At 70.0% G+C, this 20,997-nt stretch carries 17 protein-coding genes; 12 read left to right on the forward strand and 5 right to left on the reverse strand.

Annotated features, from left to right (window positions below; all coding sequences use genetic code 11):
• Window positions 1-826: 826 nt before the first annotated feature.
• The gene (locus ACQHII_RS00900; protein ID WP_427917325.1) at window positions 827-2,860 is read left to right on the forward strand and encodes a fibronectin type III domain-containing protein; all 2,034 of its coding nucleotides are present in this window, start codon (window positions 827-829) and stop codon (window positions 2,858-2,860) included.
• 265 nt (window positions 2,861-3,125) lie between these two features.
• The gene (locus ACQHII_RS00905) at window positions 3,126-6,149 is read left to right on the forward strand and encodes a glycosyl hydrolase (protein WP_427917326.1); all 3,024 of its coding nucleotides are present in this window, start codon (window positions 3,126-3,128) and stop codon (window positions 6,147-6,149) included.
• 80 nt (window positions 6,150-6,229) lie between these two features.
• Here ACQHII_RS00905 and ACQHII_RS00910 read toward each other — a convergent pair whose 3' ends face one another.
• Complete coding sequence (locus ACQHII_RS00910) at window positions 6,230-6,478, reverse strand: hypothetical protein (RefSeq protein WP_427917327.1); 249 nt, start codon at window positions 6,476-6,478, stop codon at window positions 6,230-6,232.
• A 198-nt stretch (window positions 6,479-6,676) separates the two neighbouring features.
• On the reverse strand, window positions 6,677-8,704 hold the full coding sequence (locus ACQHII_RS00915; protein ID WP_427917328.1) for a hypothetical protein: 2,028 nt from the start codon (window positions 8,702-8,704) through the stop codon (window positions 6,677-6,679).
• A 345-nt stretch (window positions 8,705-9,049) separates the two neighbouring features.
• On the opposite strand from ACQHII_RS00915, the gene ACQHII_RS00920 reads away from it, so the two are divergent.
• The 4 genes from ACQHII_RS00920 to ACQHII_RS00935 all read left to right on the forward strand — a co-directional run bounded on the left by ACQHII_RS00920 (window position 9,050) and on the right by ACQHII_RS00935 (window position 11,673).
• Window positions 9,050-9,868 (forward strand): lectin, encoded by an 819-nt coding sequence (locus tag ACQHII_RS00920; protein WP_427917329.1) that lies wholly within the window; start codon window positions 9,050-9,052, stop codon window positions 9,866-9,868.
• Window positions 9,869-10,004: 136 nt separating this feature from the next.
• Complete coding sequence (locus tag ACQHII_RS00925; protein WP_427925194.1) at window positions 10,005-11,078, forward strand: glycoside hydrolase family 19 protein; 1,074 nt, start codon at window positions 10,005-10,007, stop codon at window positions 11,076-11,078.
• A gap of 101 nt (window positions 11,079-11,179) precedes the next feature.
• A complete protein-coding gene (locus ACQHII_RS00930) occupies window positions 11,180-11,365 on the forward strand; it encodes a hypothetical protein (protein ID WP_427917330.1) in 186 nt (61 codons plus the stop codon).
• On the forward strand, window positions 11,362-11,673 hold the full coding sequence (locus tag ACQHII_RS00935) for a type II toxin-antitoxin system PemK/MazF family toxin (RefSeq protein ID WP_427917331.1): 312 nt from the start codon (window positions 11,362-11,364) through the stop codon (window positions 11,671-11,673). Before ACQHII_RS00930 ends, ACQHII_RS00935 begins: the two co-directional genes overlap by 4 nt.
• 55 nt (window positions 11,674-11,728) lie before the next feature.
• Here the strand turns inward: ACQHII_RS00935 and ACQHII_RS00940 are convergent, their stop codons facing one another.
• The 3 genes from ACQHII_RS00940 to ACQHII_RS00950 form a co-directional block, all read right to left on the reverse strand.
• Entirely contained in the window at window positions 11,729-12,409 is a 681-nt protein-coding gene (locus tag ACQHII_RS00940) for a class I SAM-dependent methyltransferase (RefSeq protein WP_427917332.1), read from the reverse strand.
• Between the two features lie 72 nt (window positions 12,410-12,481).
• Window positions 12,482-13,768, reverse strand: a complete 1,287-nt coding sequence (locus ACQHII_RS00945) for a cytochrome P450 (protein ID WP_427917333.1) — start codon at window positions 13,766-13,768, stop codon at window positions 12,482-12,484.
• Window positions 13,769-13,796: 28 nt separating this feature from the next.
• Window positions 13,797-15,110, reverse strand: a complete 1,314-nt coding sequence (locus tag ACQHII_RS00950; protein ID WP_427925195.1) for a glutamine synthetase family protein — start codon at window positions 15,108-15,110, stop codon at window positions 13,797-13,799.
• A 365-nt stretch (window positions 15,111-15,475) separates the two neighbouring features.
• On the opposite strand from ACQHII_RS00950, the gene ACQHII_RS00955 reads away from it, so the two are divergent.
• The 6 genes from ACQHII_RS00955 to ACQHII_RS00980 are packed head-to-tail and all read left to right on the forward strand — an operon-like array spanning window position 15,476 to window position 20,992.
• Window positions 15,476-15,664: a ferredoxin gene (locus tag ACQHII_RS00955; protein WP_362983495.1), complete on the forward strand. Its 189-nt coding sequence runs from the start codon at window positions 15,476-15,478 to the stop codon at window positions 15,662-15,664.
• Complete coding sequence (locus ACQHII_RS00960) at window positions 15,664-16,875, forward strand: NAD(P)/FAD-dependent oxidoreductase (RefSeq protein ID WP_427917334.1); 1,212 nt, start codon at window positions 15,664-15,666, stop codon at window positions 16,873-16,875. Before ACQHII_RS00955 ends, ACQHII_RS00960 begins: the two co-directional genes overlap by 1 nt.
• 12 nt (window positions 16,876-16,887) lie before the next feature.
• Entirely contained in the window at window positions 16,888-17,700 is an 813-nt protein-coding gene (locus tag ACQHII_RS00965; RefSeq protein ID WP_427917335.1) for an acetoacetate decarboxylase family protein, read from the forward strand.
• Window positions 17,701-17,745: 45 nt separating this feature from the next.
• Entirely contained in the window at window positions 17,746-19,206 is a 1,461-nt protein-coding gene (locus ACQHII_RS00970; protein ID WP_427917336.1) for an aldehyde dehydrogenase, read from the forward strand.
• Window positions 19,199-20,137 (forward strand): 3,4-dihydroxyphenylacetate 2,3-dioxygenase, encoded by a 939-nt coding sequence (locus ACQHII_RS00975; RefSeq protein WP_427917337.1) that lies wholly within the window; start codon window positions 19,199-19,201, stop codon window positions 20,135-20,137. The genes ACQHII_RS00970 and ACQHII_RS00975 overlap by 8 nt, the downstream gene beginning before the upstream one ends.
• Window positions 20,138-20,146: 9 nt before the next feature.
• On the forward strand, window positions 20,147-20,992 hold the full coding sequence (locus ACQHII_RS00980; RefSeq protein ID WP_427917338.1) for a fumarylacetoacetate hydrolase family protein: 846 nt from the start codon (window positions 20,147-20,149) through the stop codon (window positions 20,990-20,992).
• Window positions 20,993-20,997: the final 5 nt, after the last annotated feature.

The raw sequence follows: 20,997 nt of genomic DNA on the forward strand, positions 1-20,997 counted from the left end.
AACCGGAGCCCGCGGCACAGGTCACCTGCTGGGACCGCGTCAGAGGACGTCCAGCAGCTCCACAAGGGACACGGAGGGAAGGCACGTCCGAAGAGGCCGCGTCCCGGCAGACCGCGCGTTCCTCGTAGCCGAGTGCGAGCGCGGCGGCGACCGGGTCCGGATCGTCGTCGACGAACAGGCATGGCGCGGACGGAAGATCCTGGGCACTGCCGGCCTGATGGTGCATGCGCGGGTCCGGCTTTCCGCAGCCGAACACGGCGGAGGTCGCATGGGCCTCGATGAACTCCCGTTCCCCAGCCTCCCCGTACCCCGCGGGCAGCCCTGTCCAGGCGTCCGAGACGACCGCCGTGCGCACGCCCCGCCGTCTCGGTTCCCGCGGTGCATCGCCCGGTGGTGATCGTCCTGGTCCGGTGTCGCGGACGAGGCGGCGAAGAAACGGGCACCCGCGGCGACGGCCGCCGCGAACTGTTCCGGTGTGATCGAGGGGTGGTGGGCGAGAACGGTCTCCTGGAAGTCGATCCGGAGAGCCGTCGGCCACCGATCGGACGGATCGGCACGCCATCCGAGTCGAAGAGAACGGCGCGGAGATCCTCAGGAGACGATGGTCGTGACGAATGGACCGAAGCCCGCCGCCCAGTCGGGACCCGATCTGCCGGTCGACGCCGTCTGCAAGGACGTAGTGGCGTTCGTCTACGACCGCTCCCCCTCGGGGGGCTGACAGGGCGTCGTCCCGATCTCCCACACGGCTCGACACCAAGACCAATTGATCCGATGTCTCATCTTCACGGTCATTGACGTCTCACGTCGACACCCCTACCTTTCCAGCATGTTTTTTACCAGAGAGCATGCCCACGTCAGAAAATCCGCGAAGAAGGTCCAGTTATTCATCGGGTCTTACCGTGTCATCGCGGCCTTAGTCTGCGCACTCCTGCCGATCGGAGTCCTCACCCTCCCCGCGCACGCGGCGACCGCGGTCACCTACTTCGTGTCGCCCAGCGGCAGCGACGACAACTCGGGGACCAGCGCCGCCGCCCCCTTCCGTACCCTCACCAAGGCGCAGACCGCGGTGCGGGCCGTCGACACATCGACGTCCGGACCGATCACCGTGACCCTGGCCGGCGGGGTCTACCGGCTGACCAAGACGCTGACCTTCACCGCCGCGGACTCGGGCGGCGGTACGGCAGGCACCGTGTGGTGGAAGGCGGCGGCCGGACAGACCCCGGTCATCAGCGGCGGCACCCACATCACCGGCTGGACCAGAACCGGCACGGGGAGCGCCATCTGGTCCGCTCCGGCACCCACCGGACTCGACACCCGGCAGCTGTACGTGGACGGCGTGCGCGCCCAGCGCGCGACGGGCTCGCTGCCGGTGTCGGTGACCCAGACGGCGACCGGGTACACCACGGCGTCCGGCGACCCGATGGCCGGCTGGCGCAACCCGTCCGCGATCGAGTTCGTCTACCGGGGCGGCCTGGGGCTGTGGACCGAACCGCGCTGCCCGGTCGCGTCGGTGACGAGTACGGCGATCACCATGGCCCAGCCCTGCTGGAACAACTCCACCCAACGGGTCATGCGCACGGACGACTCCGGCCGTACCTACAACCTGGTCGGCCGCAAGTCCATCACGGAGAAGCCGACAGCGGTGGAGAACGCCTACGAACTCCTCGACAAGGCGGGCGAGTTCTACCTGGACAAGAGCGAGCACCGCTTCTACTACATTCCGCGCGCCGGGGAGGACCTGACCACCGCGGACGTCGAGGCGCCCTCACTCGACACGCTGGTGGCGTCCTCCGGCAAGGCCTCGGACGTGCCCAGCCATGTCGGCTTCCAGGGCATCCAGTTCAGCTACGCGAACTACACCACCTCCAACACCGGCACCGGCTTCTCCGAGATCCAGGCCACCTACCAGATCACCGGCGCCAACGGCTACGCCACCCAAGGACTGTGCGACTTCGTATCCGGCGGCACCTGCCCCTACGGCAACTGGACGAAGATGCCCGCCGCGGTGCGCTTCACCTACGACAGGAGCGTCCACTTCGACCACGACTACTTCGTCCACCTCGGCGCGGCCGGACTGGACCTCGGCGACGGCTCGCAGAACGCCACCGTCACCGCCTGCGTGTTCACCGACATCTCCGGCAACGGCCTCGACCTGGGCGGAGTGGACATCCCCCAGCCCAGCACCTCCGCCCAGCACACCAGCGGGATCACCGTGAAGGACAGCCACTTCTACGACATCGCCGCCGAGTACCACGGCGGAGTCGCCGTCGACGCCGGCTACATCGAGACCTCGACCATCACTCACAACCAGATCGACCATGTCCCCTACACGGCCATCTCCATCGGCTGGGGCGGCTGGCCCGACAAGGTGAGCCTGCCCGCACAGCCCAACTACTCCAACAACAACACCATCTCGAACAACCTCGTCCACGACCACATGTCGCTCCTCGGCGACGGCGGAGCCGTCTACACGAACGGGATCACCGGCACCTCGATGGCCACCGGCGAGCACGTCACCGGCAACGTCGTACACGACCAGCTCAACACCTCCGGCGGCCACGTCCTGTACACCGACAACGGCGCCACCTACGTGTCGATCCTCGGCAACGCCGTATGGAACATCAACGTCTCCCCCTGGGGCAGCAAACACGGCAACTACACCGCGGGGGACGGGACTTACGACCCGACGGACATCGAGGGGAACTACTGGCCGAGCGGTCCCTCGGACTACGACAGCAAGGGCGTCCTGATCCAGGGCAACCACAACATCACGGCAGCCGACCAGGTCCCGTCGAGCATCATCACGGCCGCCGGCATCGAGGCGCAGTACCAGTCCATCCTCTCCTGGCAGCCGGCCTGACCCCCGAGCGTCCCGGCGTGCGCCGCTCCCCACGATCAGGAGAGCGGCGCCTTTGTCGTCGTCCGGGCGTAGTTGTGGAAGATCAGTGCCCTCATCGATGCGCCCGCATGAGGGCGTCCTGTTCGACAACTCGCCTTCCCTTTCACCTCCTTGAATCGTTGTCGTTTCTCTTGACCTCAGTTCGGACGGCGAAATACGGTTCCGGCGTCTGCATCGAGTGAAACGATTCAACACCTGTTCATCCGTGACGAGTTGAGGCTGAACCATGCACGAAACCCACCCGCACCGCGACGGCGCGACGCGTCGGTCGGTCCTGGCGGCCGGTCTGACGACAGGCGTCCTCGCGGCGCTCGGTCCGACGGCGACCGCCGCGGCGTCCTCCGGGACGACTCGCTCCAGCGCAGGCGCACCCACGGCGAGCTGGTTCGCCCGACCGGCCCAGGCGGTCCGGCCCAGGTTCCGTTGGTGGTGGCCGGACGGGCTGGTGGACCCGGTGGAGATCGCGCGGGAGATCGACCGGATGGCCGGCGCGGGATTCGGCGGCGCCGAGATCGCGGCCGTGCACCACAGCATCACCGACACCTCCGTACTGGACACCGCCCGCCACGGATGGGGCAGCCCCGCCTGGCGCGAGGGTGTGACGGCCGCCCTGCGGCAGGCCGCCCGCCGCGGGCTGACCATCGACCTCACTCTCGGCCCCAGTTGGCCCGTCGCCGTACCCGGCGTGACTGCCGACGACGATGCGGCGGTGAAGGAACTCGCCTACGGCAAGGCCCTGTCGACCGGCGGCGCGCCCTACGACGGTCCCGTGCCCGCCTCCGTCCACCCGGCCGCCTCCGGTGTCACCGTGCAGAAGCTCTTCGCCGTACAGGCCGCCCGCGTCAACACCGCCTACTCCAGCGGCAAGGCGACCGGCCTGGACGCCGACAGCGTCACCGACCTCACCGACCGGGTGTCGGACGGCAATCTGAGCTGGACCCCGCCCGACGCGGCGACCTGGGTGATCCTGTCGTACTGGCAGCGGGGCTCGGACCAGCAGCCCGAGGCGGGACCGCACTCCTCACCCGCCGCCTACGTCGTCGACCACTTCAGCGCGGCGGGGACCGCGGCCGTCACCCGCTATTGGGACTCCACGATCCTGGACTCCACCCTCCGCACGCTCCTCAGAACGGCGGGCAACACCTTCTTCGAGGACTCCGTGGAACTGGAGACCAAGGGTCTGCAGTGGACGCCCGGCCTGCCCGCCGCCTTCCGCGAGCACACCGGACGCGACCTGCTGCCCTACCTGCCGGCAGTCGTCCTGGACAACGGCAACCAGATCTTCGCCTTCGAGGCCCGGCTCACCCAGGAGATCCGGCACGACTTCTGGGAGACCGTCTCAGGACTGTTCAACGAGCACCACCTCGGCGCGCTCAAGTCCTGGGCGCACGGACACGGCATGAAGCTCCGCTCCCAGCCGTACGGCCTCCAGACCGACGCCATCGCCTCGGCGGCCCTTCTCGACGTCCCCGAGGGCGAGTCGCTCGGTTTCAAGAACCTCGACGACTACCGCTGTCTGGCCGGCGGACGTGACATGGCGGGCCATCGCGTCCTGTCCTGCGAGGCAGGCGCGTACGCGGGCGGCGCCTACAACACCACCTGGGACAAGTTCCTGCGGACCATGGGCGGGGCGTACGCGGCGGGCGTGAACCAGACCGTGATCCACGGTTTCTCGTACGCCACCGCGCCGGGCGTCGGCTGGCCCGGCTTCGCCGCGTTCAGCCCGTACGGCGGAGCCCCGGGATACGGCGAGTCGTGGGGCCCGAGACAGCCGACCTGGCGCCATGTCCCCGACATCACGGGCTATCTCGGCCGCGTCCACAAGGTGCTCCAGTCGGGCACCGTCCGCGCGGACATCGCCGTCTTCAGGCAGACCGGCTATACGGCGACCGGCATCGGAGCCTCCTGGCTCACCTCGACGGGCATCCCGCTCGGCTGGACCCATCAGTTCCTGAGCGGTCCCCTGCTCGACCTGCCCGCAGCCAAGGTCTCCGACAAGCGCCTGGCACCCGACGGCCCCGCCTACAAGGCGCTCTTCCTCGAAGGCGACTTCTTCTACGGCTCCAACCCCACGCTCGCGGTCGCCGACGCCCGCAGACTCCTGGAGTTCGCGCGCGCCGGCCTGCCCACCGTGCTCCTCGGCGCCTTCGACCAGGCCCTCACCCCCGGTCTGCCCGACGCCGAGGAACAGGCCGAACTCCGGTCGTTGACAGCCCAGTTGCTGGCCTTGCCGAACGTCCGCCGCATCACCGACAAGACCCTGGTCGGCGCTGCGTTCGCGGATCTCGGCGTGACCTCCGACGCCGTCTACTCCGTGTCGTCGACCCTGCTGAACGCCCACCGGGTCACCGACGACGCCGACTTCTACTACCTCTGCAACGGCAAGCACGCCGAGACGGTCAAGCCGGCCGTCGCCCTCATCGACCATGACATCACGCTGCGCGCCACCACCCGCCTCAGGGGTTCCGACTCGGTTCCCTATCTGCTGGACCCGTGGAGCGGGCGGGTCACCCGGCTCGCCCAGTACACGCAGGACGGCGACGCGTTCACCTTCCGTGTGACGCTCCAGCCGGGCGAGAGCCTTGTCGTCGCGCTCGGCGGCCCGGGGCTCTTCGAGGACCGTTGCGGAAACCGTCCGCACGTGGTGGCCACCGACGCGGACAGTGCGCTCTTCGCGGACGGATCACTGGCCGTACGTGCCTTCACGGCCGGAACCTGCACCACCACTCTCTCGAACGGCCGCAAGGTCACCACGAAGATCCCCGAGGTCCCGGCGTCCTTCACCCTCGACCAGTGGACGCTCTCCGTCGACGACTGGCAGCCCGGGGCGACCGCGACCACCACCACGATCGTCACGCATTCCCTCGCCCTCGACGCTCTGCTGCCGTGGTCGCAGATCCCGGAACTGGCCGACGTGGGCGGCATCGGCCGATACCGGACGACATTCACCCTGCCGAACAGCTGGACCTCCGGCACGGGGGCCCTGCTGAGACTCGGCAGCGTCAGCGACACCTGCCGGGTCACCGTGAACGGGACACTGCTCGACCCCGTCAACCGGCTCAACCCTGTCGTGGACCTCGGCGGACATGTACGCCACGGCCTCAACACTGTCGAGATCGAGGTGGCGACCCCGCTGTTCAACCGCCTGCGGATCAGCAATCCCGCGGTGTTCGGCACGTCCGCCCGGCAGAGCTACGGCCTGGTCGGACCGGTCCGACTCACGCCGTACATCGAGCAGACGGTGGCCTGACCCCGACGCGGGCGCCGTCGAAAGGACGGATCCCGGCGTCCGTGGAGGCGCACGGCTGCCGGGATCCGCAGGACTGCTCCTCAACCGCTACGGCCCACCGTGGCGAGAACGTCGACCTTCGTCACGCGTGCCTCGCCCGTCACGATGGTCTGCCTGGTGCCGGCTCCGGAGCGCACCGGCGTGCCGGTGTCGGCCGCCACGGCAGGGCCGACCACGGCGACCGCGAGAAGGGTGGACACGGCGCCGGTGAGGAGCGCCGCGCGGAATCCGGCCGGACCGCTCCGTCGCGGGGGCGTGCTCGCGGTCGGCGTGGTCGGTCGGTACGACATGGGGCCTCGGCGGTACGGGCGCGGGGGCACAGAGCTGCGAACGTGGACGAGGCGGCCGTTCCGCGAGGTGACCAGTGCCACGAAAAGGCACTCATCACCCGATGTGCGAGGACGGCCATAGCTCCCGGACCCGTTTTTCAGCACCCGTGATCCGCGGGGCCCACCGGCGCCGCGGATCACGAACCGGACGCCATGCGACTACGCCAACTCCCTGACGGTGTGCGGATCTTCGTCCGCCCGGGATCCGCCCCGCTCCGCCGCGGCCCTGTCGGCCAGCGTGTTGACGGCGGTGTTGAAGCGCTCCATGGAGGTGGGACGGTCTGCGCCCAGGACGTACTCCTTGAAGTCGTGGCGGTGCGGTGCCATCGGATCGTGGCGCGGCTCGCGGACCGAGCGAAGGATCTCCGGCAGGCGGGTGCAGCCGCGGTCGAGGAGGTAGGCGCCGCCGGCGGTGGTGTAGGCGGCGCGGAAGTCGTCGTCGGGCAGGTCGTGCGCGTTGGTCAGGACGTAGGGCTTGAGGCTGGCGACGAAGTCCGCGACCACCGAGGAGACGTCGCTGATGAGTATGTCCGCCTGGTCGAAGCACTCGTACAGCGTGGGCAGTTGTCCGAGGATCACCTGGTGCCGGACCGGCCCGTGGCTCTCCCAGAAGAGCCGGTGCCACTCGCTGTGCAGGGCGTGCCATTCGGCCGTGTCGCCGCGGTCGGGGACCCGTGAGTCGCGGGTCTGCTGGGTGGGGTCGCCACTGCGCCGTCCGGCCAGCTCGTCGATCCGGGCCCGGATGTCCCGCAGTCTCGACTCGACGGCCGGTGCGGCCTGCGTCCGCGGTGCCTCGCGCCGCTCGTTGTCGTGACCCAGCAGCTCACGGACGGCGCGGTCCGCGGCAGCCGCTTCGGGAGAGCGGCGGCCTGTCAGCGGGTGCGGCTTGTAGATGATCCGTACGTCCTGCGCGAGGAGCTTCTCGACCAGGCGCACACCCATAGGGATGAGGGATGTGTGGCAGTCGTCGTCACTCCAGCCTTCCCAGGTGGGGGCGTACAGCACGACCGGCAGCGGGCCCGGCACGTGGTCGGCGTGCAGCCGTATCGACGACAGCTGCGGGCGCCCCACCTCGACGATCGCCCCGTCGCTGATGGCGTGCCGCACCCGCTGGTAGCGGTCGCGCCCGGCCCGTCCGGCCACCCAGATCTCGTCGTACACCTTGCTGACGCGGTTGCTGCTGGCGAGCTTGTCGCTGTCGCCGTGGCCGATGAAGACGTGCTTGGCCTCGGCGACGCGCAGCATGTGCACGTTCTTGCCGGCGTTGCCCGGGTACAGGACGACCCGGACGTCCGGCAGTTCCAGCTCGGCCAGGTCGTCGGCCTTGGGCACGCACAGGACCGGGATCCAGGTACGGCTGAGGTACCGGAACGAGGCCTGCTCACGCAGGATGATCAGTGGACGCCGGTCCAGTCGTTCCAGCGTCTCGATCCACATGTTGACCTGGTACATGAAGTCCCGGGACACCGCCGCGAAGCTGAAGTACAGAGCCACTTCGGGCCGGTAGCCGGCCAGTTGGCGGTTGACCTCGGCGATCACCTCGTCCTTCGCCGGCATCCGCCGGGCCCGGCGGTACGCGAGCAGCAGGGCCGATACGGCCGTCACCGCGGACCCGGCCGTCAGCGCGTAGCCGATGTACGCCGGGTACCAGGTCCCGACCGTGAGCGCGACCAGGAGTCCCGCGTGGGCGGGCAGGTCCAGGTGCAGCAGCTTGCGCAGGAAGCGCCGGTAGAGGTACGCGGGCGGGGGCTTCTCGATGCCGGCCCCGCTCATGTCGAGGTTGCGCACGGCCACCGGCAGCACGCGCCGACGGCTGATCGCGTGGTGCACCGCCGAGTACAGCATCACCAGCGTGAAGTGGGCGCCGAAGACGGCGAGTCCGGCGACCAGCACCCGGTCCGGGGCCTCCATCCGGTCGGCCAGGGCGAGCAGCATCAACGTCCTGAAGGCGAACCGCAGGGTGCGGTCGAGCTGCAGCGCCGCGAGCCGGCGGACGAACTGCGGCGCCCGGACGTGCAGGGCCTCGTCCACGACGTAACTCACGGCGGACGCAACGGCGAAGCCCCACAAGGACGGCAGCAGCGCGAAGACGGGCAGCGCGGCGAAGCCGGCGGCGAACAAGAGAACCAGCAGAAGGTCGGCCTTCGCCCGCACGCGCAGGGCAGCACACAACCAACGGACCATCATGGACAAGGGATCCCCCCACAGGACTACCCGCAACGGCGACGCCATTGCACGCCTGTTCGACGCGAGGCAGGAGTGAAGGGTTGTACGCCTGATGGCTGGCAATAATTCACTTTCGGTTAACCGAATGCCGCGAGCCGGATCCGTCACCAGGGTGCCGCCCGGAGCCATCAACTCCCGCCGCCCTCAAGCGCGTTGCGGCGTCGGCAAATGCTGTCATGCACACACCTTGACCAAATTGGTCTAGACTTTTACTTTCAAGTGGTCAATTCCCTTCGCCGCGCGCTCAGTTGAGGCCTCCGCCCTCTTCCGCGCGCGCCGAACCGCTCGAAAGGGCCCGGCCACCCCATGACAGCCCGCTCACCCCTCTCCCGCATCGCGTTACGCGGCACCCCCGTCCTCGCCCTGTCGGCCCTGCTGATCGGCTTCCTCACCGCGGCACCGGCAGCCGCGGCGACCGGGGCGGTCACCGGCCTCGCCGGCAAGTGCCTCGACGTCGCCGGAGCCGCCTCCGCCGACGGCACGCCGGTCCAGCTCTACGACTGCAATGGCACCGGCGCCCAGCAATGGACGGTCGGTACGGACAACACCGTCCGCGCGCTGGGCAAATGCCTTGACGTCACCGGCGGTTCGACCGCCGACGGCGCCAAGGTCCAGCTGTGGACCTGCACCGGCGGTGCCAACCAGCGCTGGACCGTCACCGCCGCGCACGACATCGTCAACCCGGCCGCGAACAAGTGCCTCGACGTCTCCGGCAACTCGTCCGCCAACGGAACGCGCGTCCAGATCTGGACCTGCACCGGCGGCGCCAACCAGAAGTGGAACGCACCCGCGCAGCAGTCGGGAGAGCAGTGCTGGGCCACGCACTACGGCCCGCAGCCCGCCGGTGCCCTGACGGCAAGCGGCGAGGTCTTCGACAACAACGCGGACACGGCGGCCACCTCGCTCTCGCGCCAGCCCCAACTGCCTTTCGGCACACGGGTCCAGGTCACCAATGTCGCCAACGGCCGCTCGCTGACCGTACGGATCAACGACCGCGGGACCTTCGCCCAGACCCCGCAGGAACCGAAGTGCCTCGACCTCACCGACGGCGCCTTCAGCCGCCTCGGCGGCGTCCTCGACCCCGACGCCGGACACATCGTCGTCACCCAGACGGTCCTGGGCTGACGGCCGCGGCCCGCCCGGTCGCAGGTCGATCGACCGCCCTCGTCCGCCTCAACCACAGGAGCAAAGACCCATGGTCACCCCCCACTCCGCACCAAGTCTCCGCAGACTCACGGCCCTGAGCAGACTGGCCCTGGTCATGCTGCTCGCCGCGGCCCTGTCCGCACTGTTCACCGTCTCCCCCGCCCGCGCGGCGGACGGCCGGATCACCGGTCTGGCCGGCAAGTGTGTCGACGTCGCCGGGGCGAACACCGCCAACGGGACCGCCGTACAGCTCTACGACTGCAACGGCACCGGTGCCCAGACCTGGTCCAACCCCGGTGACGGAACCCTGCGCGCCCTCGGCAAGTGTCTCGACGTGACCTCCGGCGGCACGGCGGACGGCACGACGGTCCAGCTCTACGACTGCAACGGCAGCGCCGCCCAGAAGTGGGCCGTCAGCTCCGCCAACGACATCGTCAACCCACAGGCCGACAAGTGCCTGGACGTCACCGGCAACAACTCGGCCAACGGCACCCGGCTCCAGATCTGGACCTGCTCGGGCGGCGCCAACCAGAAGTGGACCGCACCCGCGAGCGGCGGCACCACCCCGTCCGGCTTCGTCGTCAGCGAGGCCCAGTTCAACCAGATGTTCCCGAACCGGAACGGCTTCTACACGTACAGCGGTCTCACCGCCGCCCTGTCCGCCTACCCCGGCTTCGCCAACACCGGTTCCGACACGGTCAAGAAGCAGGAGGCCGCCGCCTTCCTCGCCAACGTCAGCCACGAGACCGGCGGGCTGGTCTACGTCGTCGAGCAGAACACCGCCAACTACCCGACGTACTGCGACTGGAGCCAGTCCTACGGCTGCCCGGCCGGCCAGTCCGCCTACTACGGGCGCGGCCCCATCCAGCTGTCCTGGAACTTCAACTACAAGGCCGCGGGCGACGCGTTGGGCATCGACCTTCTGGGCAACCCCTGGCTGGTGCAGAACGACTCGGCCGTCGCCTGGAAGACCGGCCTGTGGTACTGGAACACCCAGTCCGGCCCGGGCACGATGACCCCGCACAACGCCATGGTCAACGGCGCCGGTTTCGGCCAGACCATCCGTTCCATCAACGGCTCCCTGGAATGCGACGGCCGCAACCCCGCCCAGGTCCAGAGCCGCGTCGACGCCTACAACCGCTTCACCTCCATCCTCGGTGTCAGCCCCGGCAGCAACCTCTACTGCTGACGCTCGCCCCCGGGCCCGCCCGACGTGAGGGTCGGTCCATCCCTGAACCGGCTCTCACGTCAAGCTCCCGCGACGGCACTCTTGCCACTAGAATTGGTGTCATGACTGCCATCACCCTGCGCATCCCCGACGCCATGGACAAACAACTACGCGACGCCGCCGCCGGCGCCTCGTCCCTGAACGACTACATCGTGCGGGCCGTACGACGTCAGATGACGCTCGACGCCGCGCGCAAACTCGCCTCCGCCGCCCCCCTCGACCTGGCGGGCGAGGGCGACGCCCTGTGACCATCCGCAAGGGCGACGTCTGGGACGTCGACACCGGCAAAGGCACCCGCACCGTTCTTGTCGTCAGCCTCGACGGACTCGCCGACGCCTACGGCGCTGTCGTCGTCCTGGTTCTGCACGCCCCGGCCCAGCACCCCGACACGGCGATGAGCGTGCACCTGACCACCCCGGTCGACGCCTCCGTCGTCGCCGTCAATCTCCTCCAGCTCTCCACGCTCCGCTTCGAGACCGGCACACCGCACGGGAACATCGGCCCCGAACAGCAGGAACTCGTCGACAACGCCCTCCGCGCGGTCCTCGACCTGTGAACCCCGGCAGGACGGCCTCCCTCCGGCGCCGCGCCCGCCTTCGTCGGGCCGGCCGTCAGCGCAGTCGACGTGCCCGCAGCACCACGTCATCGGCGTGGTGCGCACCGGCGCCGCCGTCAGGTGCCACGCGTGGCCGCTGCTCGTCCACCTCCACCGTCCAGTCGTCGTCGAGCAGCGCGGCGACCATGGAGGGCCAGACGTAGTCGGCCGGGTCGAAGGCGGCATCGTGTTCGTGCCGGGTGTCCATCCCCGCGTGGTGCACGAGCAGCAGCACGCCTCCGGGCGCGACGGCCGCGAGCAGCGCTCGCTCGGCCGCGGCGTCGGGTGTCCGCAGCAGGGCCGGGTACTGCGCGGAGACCAGGTCGAAGGAGGCCGGGGGAAGTGCCGCTTCCGCCAGTCCGGCGTGCACCCAGCGGACGGTGACCCCGGCGTCCCGTGCGTGCCCCGCGGCCCGCTCCAGCGCCACGCCCGAGACTTCGAGCGCGGTCACGTCCCAGCCGCCGCGCGCGAGCCAGACGGCATCCGCGCCCTCGCCGCAGCCGACGTCGAGCACTCGTCCGGGCGTGAGCCCGGCGACCTCGGCCACGAGTGCGCCATTGGGCCGGCCGCTCCACAGTTGCTGTCGGTCGGCGTATCGGTTGTCCCACTCCGCCCGGACCTCGGGGTCTCCGACGTATCCGTCGGCGGGCGAAGAAGTGGTGTCGGGCGCTGACGATCCTGCGATGTTGTCGGTCACCGGCCCACGGTCACCCACCGCGTCCTGGTCACGCCACTCTTGTTGCCGTTCCGGCAAAACGCCGGCCCCGTCTCACGCGAGCGTCACCTCCACCGGCAGCCGCTTGATGCCGTTGACGAAGTTCGAGCGCACGCGCGGCACGTCACCGGCCAGGCGGATGTCCGCGAGGCGGGGGATCAGCTCCTCGAACATGATGCGGATCTCGGTGCGGGCCAGCAGGTTGCCCAGGCACAGGTGGGGGCTGCCCTTGCCGAAGGTGACGTGGTCGTTGTGCTGCCGGGCCACGTCGAGGTCGTAGGGGTCGGTGAAGACCTCCTCGTCGCGGTTGCCGGAGGCGTACCACATGACGACCTTGTCGCCCTCCCTGATGCGTTTGCCGCCGAGTTCGACGTCTCGGGTGGCGGTCCGCCGGAAGTGGTAGACGGGGGACGCCCAGCGCAGGAACTCCTCGACCGCCGTGGGGATCAGGGACGGGTCGTCCTTCAACCGGGCGAGCTGCTCGGGGTGTTGGAGCAGGGCCAGCATGGAGTGGGTGATGGTGTGCCGGGTCGTCTCGTTGCCGGCGACGACCAGGAGCAGGAAGTAGTTGTCGAAGTCCTGCGCGGAGAGCGGGACTCCGTCACGCGGGGTGGTGTTGACCAGCTTGGAGACCAGGTCCGTGCCCTCGCCGCCGCGCCGCTGGCGCGCCAACTCCCTTCCGTACTCGAAGACTTCGAGCGAGGCGGGGGAACGGAACGGCAGGTCACGGTACTTCTCGCTCTCCTCGCTGTGCAGGAGGACGTCGGCGTAGTCCGGGTCGGTGTTGCCGATGATGCGGTTGCCCCAGTCGATGAGCTGCTGGTTGTCCTCCGGCGGGACGTCGAGGAGCCGGGCGAGCACGTTGATGGGGAAGTCGGCGGAGATCTCCTTCACGAAGTCGAAGCTCCCCTTGGCCAGGGCCGCGTCCAGGGTTCTCGCGGTCAGGCCGCGCAGGAAGTCCGCGTAGCTGTTGATCACCCCCGCCCCGAACTGCCGCTGGATCAGGCTGCGCAGCGCCCGGTGGCGGACGCCGTCGAGTTCCAGGATGGAGGCGCGTTTCTTGATCTGGTCGTCGTCGACCTCTTCGAGGTTGACGAACCGGGTGGAGGTGAACGTCTCGGCGTCCCGGTCGACCCGGGCGATGTCGGCGTGCCGGGTCACCGACCAGAAGCCGGAGTTGGGGGCCTCCTCGGGCTGCCAGTGGACGGGGTCCTCGTGGCGCAGGGTGTGGAACATGCGCCAGGGGGTCACGCCGTCGGTGAAGTTGTCGAGGTTCGCGAGGTCTACGTCCGCGAGACGCAGGGGTTCGTTCGCGGCGGCGGGCAGGGTCGTCTCGGTCATCGCTGGCTCCAGGGGGTCGTACGGGCTGTCACAGGTGGTAGGCGTACTCGGTGAACTCCCAGTCGGTGACGTGCCGTTGGAAACGCTCGACCTCGTTCCGCTTGTAGGAGAGGAAGGACGTGGTGAAGTCCTTGCCGAGCACCTCGGCCAGGGCGGTGTCCGCCTCCAGCGCGTCGAGGGCCTCGGACAGGGTGCCGGGGAGTACGGCGGAGCGGGCCGGGTCGTAGCCGTAGCCCTCCAGCGGGGCGGGCGGCTCCTCGGCGGCCGTCACACCCAGCAGCGCCGCGGCGATGGTGCCGGCGATGGCGAGGTAGGGGTTGGCACTGGCGTCGCCGAGCCGCAGTTCGAGCCGGGCCCCGGAGCCGCGCTCGGGCGGGACGCGGACCATGGCGCTGCGGTTGTCGAGCCCCCAGTCGATCAGCCAGGGCGCGAGTGTGTCGGGTCCGAAGCGTTTGTAGGAGTTGACGGTGGGGTTGAGCAGCGCGGCGAGGGCGGGCGCGTGTGCCATCACTCCGGCGACGGAGTGCCGTGCGGTGGCGGAGAGACCGTAGGGCCCGGACGGGTCGTCGAAGGCGTTGCGGCCCTCGGTGTCGTCGCTCGACAGATGGAGGTGGAAGCCGGACCCTCCGGCGTCGTTGAACGGCTTCGCCATGAAGGTGGCGAGCCTGCCCTCCTTGCGGGCGAGTTCCTTGATGGCGGCCTTGAAGCGGAACGCCCGGTCGGCGGCCGACATCGCCTCCGAGTGGACGAGGTTGATCTCGAACTGTCCGCCGTCGAACTCGTGGTTCCCGCTGAGCACCCCGATGTCCAGGTCGCGGACCTGGCGCAGGGTGCGCAGGAGGTGGTTGTCGGGGTCGGCGCGCAGCCCGGCCGTGTAGACGACACCGGGGTCGGACGCGTACCGGCGCCAGCCGCCGGCGGCGTCCCGTTCGCACAGGAAGTACTCCAGCTCCGGGCCGACGACGGGCCGCAGCCCGTGCTCCGCGCAGCGGGCGAGGACGGCCTGGAGGAGGTCGCGGGGCGACTCGGGGGCGGGCGCCCCGGTCGCCGGGTCCAGGACCTCGCCGAGACAGGCGGCCACGCCGGGCTCCCACGGGAGGGGCACGAGGGTGTCCAGGTCGGGGCGTACGCAGATGTCGGGCAGTCCCGCGTCCAGACCGCCGCGGACCGGGACCACATCGCCCTGCGGACTGGTGTGGTAGACGGCCCGGCAGAAGGCGAGCCCGTGCTCCATGGCCCGGGGCAGCTCCTCCAGCAGGACGTCACGGGCGCGGTCGGTGCCGATGAGGTCGGGGTACGTCACCCGGACCACGTCGATGCCGTCGGCGGCCAGTCGCTCCATGTGGCGGCGGACTTCCGGGATGTCTTGAACGCTCACCGTTGTCTCCTCGGGCGGACGGTGGGGCACTTCCGGGTCAGGAGCCCGGAGGCGGGCGAATGAGGGGCCGGGACACAGCGGTCACGGGCGACCCCGGCAACGTTGTTTGACGCCAAACGGTAGGAGCGGTCCCCGCATCCCGCAAGAGGCGACGACAAGAAAATTATCCATCCGGATAGGTATTGACCCCACCTCGACGGCTTCCTATCTTGTTTGAAGCCAAACGAGTCAGGGGCCGGTCTTCGAGCCCCTTTGGCGGGGGCCCGGCCATCGCGCCGGGCCCCTCTTCCCCACCACCTCTCCGACGCCCTCACCTCAGGAGGCCGGCCATGAAGGTCGTCGTCGACATGAACAAGTGCCAGGACCACGGCCAGTGCGTCTTCGCGGCACCCGACGTCTTCCAGCTGGACGACGCCGGACACCTCGGCTACGTCCCCGACCCCGACGACGCCCTGCGCGACGAGGTCGAGGAAGCGGCGGACGTCTGCCCGCTCCAGGCCATCCGGATCGAGGACTGATGACCGGCGGGAACGTGGTCGTCGTCGGCGCCTCGATGGGCGGCCTGCGCGCCGCCGAACAACTGCGGACGGCCGGTTGGACCGGCTCCGTGACGGTGATCGGCGACGAACCGCACATGCCCTACAACCGCCCCCCGCTCTCCAAGGAAGTCCTCGCCGGCAAGGCCTCCTTCGACTCCCTCGCCTTCACCCCCAAGGCGAGCACCGCGGACGTCGAGTGGCGGCTCGGCCGCAGGGCCGTAGCGGCCGACCTCGCCGAACGCACCCTCACACTCGACGACACCACGACCCTCTCCTACGACGGCCTGGTCGTCGCCACCGGTATGCGCCCCCGGCGGCTGCGCTGCCCCGGCCCGCTCACCGGCCGCCACACCGTCCGCACCCTCGCCGACGCACAGGGCCTGCGCGCCGAACTCACCCGGCCCGGAGTGCGCGTGGTCGTGGTCGGCGCCGGTTTCATCGGCTGCGAGGTGGCCGCCACCGCCGTAGGGCTCGGTGTCACCGAGGTGACCGTCGTCGACCCGCTGCCGCTGCCCATGGTGGGGCCGCTCGGCGAGCTGCTCGCCGGCGCGCTGCTGCGACGGCACGAGCGGCGCGGGGTGCGCTTCGCGCTCGGCACCGGGGTCGCCGGTTTCGAGGGCGAGGACCGGGTGACGGGGGTCGTGCTCGGCGACGGAACCGTCCTGCCCGCCGACGTGGTGGTGGAGTCGGTCGGTTCGCTCGCCAACACCGAGTGGCTGGAGGGCAACGGGCTCGACCTGAGCGACGGCGTACTCACCGATGAACTGCTGCGGGTCGGGGGGCTGCCGTCCGTCGTCGCGGTCGGCGATGTCGCCCGCTTCCCCAACGCCCGCTACGACGGGGTGCCGCGCCGGGTCGAGCACTGGTCGATCCCGACGGACACCGCCAAGCACGCGGCGAGGAGTCTCGTCGCCCATCTCACCGGTGCCCAGGGCGAGTTGGCGGCCTTCGCACCGCTGCCCACATTCTGGAGCGACCAGCACGACTTCCGGTTGCAGTCCTTCGGCTCGCCCCTGCTCGGCCTCGACGACGTCCGGGTCCTGGACGGCGATCCGGACGGCGATCTCATCGCCGGCTACCACCGCGAGGACCTCCTCGTCGGCGTCGTCGCGCTCGGCGCTCCCACGACGGCCGCGCGGGCCGCCCGCTACCGCACCGCGCTCCTCCAGCAGCCCGCCCTCACCGCGTAAGGAACCAACGTCATGGCCAGCGTCCGTGGTTACTTCCACCCCAAGACCGCGACCGGATCGTCGTCGCTGATCCCCGCGCCGCCCTGGCGCTACTCCGGCGACCTGCTCACCGTCGAGTACCGCACGGATCCCGCACGCGTACGTGAACTCCTCCCCGAGCCGCTGGAGTTGGCCGACGAGGACCCGGGCGCGGTGGCACTGATCTGGGCCGACTGGCAGTCCTGCTCCCAGACGGGGGACGAACTGCTCGACCCCGTGCTCGCCCAGTACAAGGAGGCGTTCGCGGTCGTGCGCTGCTCGTTCCGGGGCCGTACGTACTCGCGGTGCGTGTACATCTGGGTCGACAAGGACTTCGCGATCGCGCGCGGACTGCACCAGGGCTACCCGAAGAAGCTCGGCTCCATCCACCAGACACGGCCGCATCCCTATGGGCCCGCTCCCCGTATCGAGGCGGGCGCCCGCTTCGGCGCTACCCTCGCGGCGGCCGACCGGCGCCTCGCCGAGACCGTGGTGACCCTGCGCGAACCCTCGGAGACGAACGGGTTCGTGAACGCCCACCCCATGGCCCATCACCGCTGGCTCCCCTCCATAGAAAAGGGCAAGGGCCTGGCCCTGGACGAGCTGATCGAGACGGGCGCGGCTGCCTTCGAGGGCGGTCAACCCTGGGTCGGGGACGCCGAGTTGGCACTGTTCGACGCGCCCACGGAGGAGCTGTCCCGGCTGGAGGTCCACGAGCCGATCGCCGCGTACTACCGGCAGGTGGGGGTCGTCTGGGACGGCGGCCGGCTGCTGGAGTCCGGCACGTCGGCGGCAACCGCCGACTAGTCCCCCGTGTCCGCCCGTCGCCCCTTTGCGTCAGGAGCCCTTCCCATGCCCGAGAAGATCATCGTCGCCGGAGTCCCCGTCGACACCCGGCACTTCATCGGCGGCCGACGCGTCGCCTCCCCCGACACCTTCGACGACGTCTCCCCCATCGACGGCCAGGTCCTCGGCCCGATCGCCCGCGGCGGCCCCGCCGAGGCCGAGGCCGCGATCGCCGCCGCCCGCGAGGCGTTCCCCGCCTGGGCCGCCACTCCCCGCGCCGAACGCGCCCGCATCCTGCACGCCGTAGCCGACGGCGTAGAGAAGCGCATCGAGGAACTGTCGGCCGTCGAGACCCACGACAACGGCGCCCTCCTCCGCTCGCACCGCCGGGGCGTCATGCCCCGCGTCGCGCACAACTTCCGCTTCTTCGCCGACTGGTTGCTCACCCTCGGCCACGACGACTTCGAGACGCGCGGCCACACCAACCACGTCAGCTGGGACCCGGCCGGCCCCTGCGTCCTGATCACGCCGTGGAACGCCCCCTTGATGCTGGCCACTTGGAAGGTCGCCCCGGCGCTGGCTGCCGGAAACACGGTCGTCCTCAAGCCCGCCGAATGGTCCCCGCTCACCGCCTCACTGCTCGCCGACATCGCCACCGAGGCGGGGCTGCCCGCCGGTGTCCTCAACGTCGTCCAGGGCTACGGCGCGGAGATCGGCGACGCGCTCACCTCGCACCCCGACGTGCGCCGGATCAGCTTCACCGGCTCGGTGCCCACGGCTACGCGCATCGCCGCGTCGGCCGCCGCCAACCTCACCCCGCTCAGCCTCGAACTCGGCGGCAAGTCACCGCTGTTGGTGTTCGCCGACGCGGACCTCGATCTCGCCGTGGACCTCGCCGTCGAGCAGTACGACAACGCCGGTCAGGTGTGCCTCGCGGCCACCCGCATCCTCGTAGAGGAGTCCGTCGCCGAGGAGTTCACGCGCCGGTTCGAGGAGAAGGCCTCGGCCCTGGTCCAGGGCGATCCGCGCGAGGAGGCCACCGACCTCGGACCCACCATCCACACCCGCCAGTTGGAGAAGATCGACGGCTTCGTGCAGCGGGCGCTCGCGGCCGGGGCCCGTGCCGTCATCGGCGGACACCGCAGGGACGGCCAGTACTACGCGCCGACCCTCCTCACCGATGTCGCCCAGGACTCGGAGATCGTGCAGGAGGAGGTCTTCGGACCGGTCCTCACCCTCCAGACCTTCGCCGACGAGGAGGAGGCCGTCCGGCTCGCCAACGACACCCGCTTCGGGCTGGCCGCCACCCTCGCCACCGGCGACCGCGAACGCGCCGACCGCGTCACCGCACGGCTGATCGCGGGCACGGTCTGGGTCAACTGCTTCTTCGTACGCGACCTCCAGGCACCGTTCGGCGGCTCACGCCTCTCCGGTGTGGGCCGCGAGGGCGGCACCTGGAGCTTCGACTTCTACTGCGACCTGAAGAACACCGTCACCGCCCCCAACGGATGGAACAACCATGGGTGAGATCGTCGGGGCCGGCCTGCTGGCCCATGTGCCCACCATCGTGCTGCCCGAGGCGGACCGGCTGGAGCTGAACGAGGGCAAGGAGATCACCCTCGTCACCGGTCTCCGCCAACTCCGCGAGGACGTCTTCGACCGCGACGACTACGACACCGTCGTCGTCCTCGACTCCCACTGGGCGACGACCGTCGAGTTCGTCGTCACCGCCCAGCAGCGCCGCGCCGGGCTCTTCACCTCCGAGGAGCTGCCGCGCGGTATGTGCCGGATGCCGTACGACTACCCCGGCGACCCCGAACTCGCCCACAACATCGCCGAGTTCGCCGACCGGCACAGCACCTGGATCACCCCGATCGAGGACGACTACCTCCCCGTCTACTACGCCACGATCAACCTCTGGAAGTTCCTCGGCGAGGGCCTGCCGGACAAGCGGTGGGTGACCATCGGCGTCTGCCAGACCGGGGACATGGAGGACCATCTGCGCCTGGGCCGCGCGCTCGCCGACGGCATCGCGGCCACCCCCGGCCGCCGGGTCCTGGTCATCGCCTCCGGCGCCCTCTCGCACACCTTCTGGCCGCTGCGCGAGATCCGCGACCACGAAGCCAGCGACCCCGTGCACATCCGTACGCCCGAGGCCCGCGAGGCCGACTACGAGCGGATCGCCTGGTTCAAGGAGGGCCGGCACGACAAGGTCCTCGACACCATGGACGAGTTCTGGAAGTACAAGCCCGAGGCGAAGTTCTTCCACTACCTGATGCTGGCCGGCGCCCTCGGCGAACAGGCCTGCACCGCGAGGGCCCGTCAGTACGGCGAGTACGAGAACTCCGTCGGCACCGGCCAGGTCCATCTCTGGTTTGACCGCCCGGCCACCGGCTGGACCGGCGACGACCTGCCCGTACCCGCCGCCTCACCCCGCACCCCGCACAGCCGCGCCTAGGAGAGCGACATGCCCGAGTACCGCCGCATTCTGCTGGACGGCGCCGCCGTCGAGGTCACCGTCGACGGGGACGAACTCGTCGCCGGGGACGGCCGCCGCGTCAAGACCGACGAGGCGCTGCACCTGCCCCCGGTCGTGCCGTCCAAGGTGATCGCCGTCCACCTCAACCACCGCAGCCGGGTCGACGAATTTCAGATCGGTCTCCCGGACACCCCGACCTACTTCCACAAACCGACCTCCTCCCTCAACTCCCACAAGGGCGCGATCGTCCGTCCCGAGGGCTGCAAGTGGCTCAACTACGAGGGCGAGGTCGCCATCGTCATCGGGAGGACCGCGCGGAACATCTCCCCCGCCGAAGCGGGCGACTACATCGCGGGCTACACCGTCGCCAACGACTACGGCCTGCACGACTTCCGCGACACCGACGCCGGCTCCATGCTGCGCGTCAAGGGCTCCGACACCCTCTGCCCGCTCGGCCCGGGCCTTGTCACCGACTGGGACTTCCACGGCAAGCGGCTGCGGACCTACGTCAACGGCGAGGTGGTGCAGGACGGTTCGACCGACGAGATGAAGTGGGACATGCACTACCTCGTCGCGGACATCGCCCGCACCATCACCCTGTACCCCGGCGACGTGCTGCTGTCCGGCACGCCCGCCAACTCCCGTCCCGTGCACCCCGGAGACGTCGTCGAGGTCGAGGTCGAGGGGCTGGGCAGGCTCACCAACCACGTCGTCACCGGACCCGCCGCCATCCGCACCGACGTCGGCGCCCAGCCCACCGAATCCGAGGAAGTGCTGTCCACCGCGCTCGGCGGCGACTGGGAGTTCCGTGGCGTTCGTGCGCCGCGCCGCTGAGGGCG

The organism is Streptomyces sp. cg40, assembly GCF_050320165.1.
Lineage (GTDB): Bacteria > Actinomycetota > Actinomycetes > Streptomycetales > Streptomycetaceae > Streptomyces > Streptomyces hokutonensis.

Coding starts and splice junctions, on each gene's coding strand:
- ACQHII_RS00900 (WP_427917325.1), top strand. CDS start 827: ATGTTTTTTACCAGAGAGCATGCCCACGTCAGAAAATCCGCGAAGAAG.
- ACQHII_RS00905 (WP_427917326.1), top strand. CDS start 3,126: ATGCACGAAACCCACCCGCACCGCGACGGCGCGACGCGTCGGTCGGTC.
- ACQHII_RS00910 (WP_427917327.1), bottom strand. CDS start 6,478: ATGTCGTACCGACCGACCACGCCGACCGCGAGCACGCCCCCGCGACGG.
- ACQHII_RS00915 (WP_427917328.1), bottom strand. CDS start 8,704: ATGATGGTCCGTTGGTTGTGTGCTGCCCTGCGCGTGCGGGCGAAGGCC.
- ACQHII_RS00920 (WP_427917329.1), top strand. CDS start 9,050: ATGACAGCCCGCTCACCCCTCTCCCGCATCGCGTTACGCGGCACCCCC.
- ACQHII_RS00925 (WP_427925194.1), top strand. CDS start 10,005: ATGCTGCTCGCCGCGGCCCTGTCCGCACTGTTCACCGTCTCCCCCGCC.
- ACQHII_RS00930 (WP_427917330.1), top strand. CDS start 11,180: ATGACTGCCATCACCCTGCGCATCCCCGACGCCATGGACAAACAACTA.
- ACQHII_RS00945 (WP_427917333.1), bottom strand. CDS start 13,768: ATGACCGAGACGACCCTGCCCGCCGCCGCGAACGAACCCCTGCGTCTC.
- ACQHII_RS00950 (WP_427925195.1), bottom strand. CDS start 15,110: ATGGAGCGACTGGCCGCCGACGGCATCGACGTGGTCCGGGTGACGTAC.
- ACQHII_RS00955 (WP_362983495.1), top strand. CDS start 15,476: ATGAAGGTCGTCGTCGACATGAACAAGTGCCAGGACCACGGCCAGTGC.
- ACQHII_RS00960 (WP_427917334.1), top strand. CDS start 15,664: ATGACCGGCGGGAACGTGGTCGTCGTCGGCGCCTCGATGGGCGGCCTG.
- ACQHII_RS00965 (WP_427917335.1), top strand. CDS start 16,888: ATGGCCAGCGTCCGTGGTTACTTCCACCCCAAGACCGCGACCGGATCG.
- ACQHII_RS00970 (WP_427917336.1), top strand. CDS start 17,746: ATGCCCGAGAAGATCATCGTCGCCGGAGTCCCCGTCGACACCCGGCAC.
- ACQHII_RS00975 (WP_427917337.1), top strand. CDS start 19,199: ATGGGTGAGATCGTCGGGGCCGGCCTGCTGGCCCATGTGCCCACCATC.
- ACQHII_RS00980 (WP_427917338.1), top strand. CDS start 20,147: ATGCCCGAGTACCGCCGCATTCTGCTGGACGGCGCCGCCGTCGAGGTC.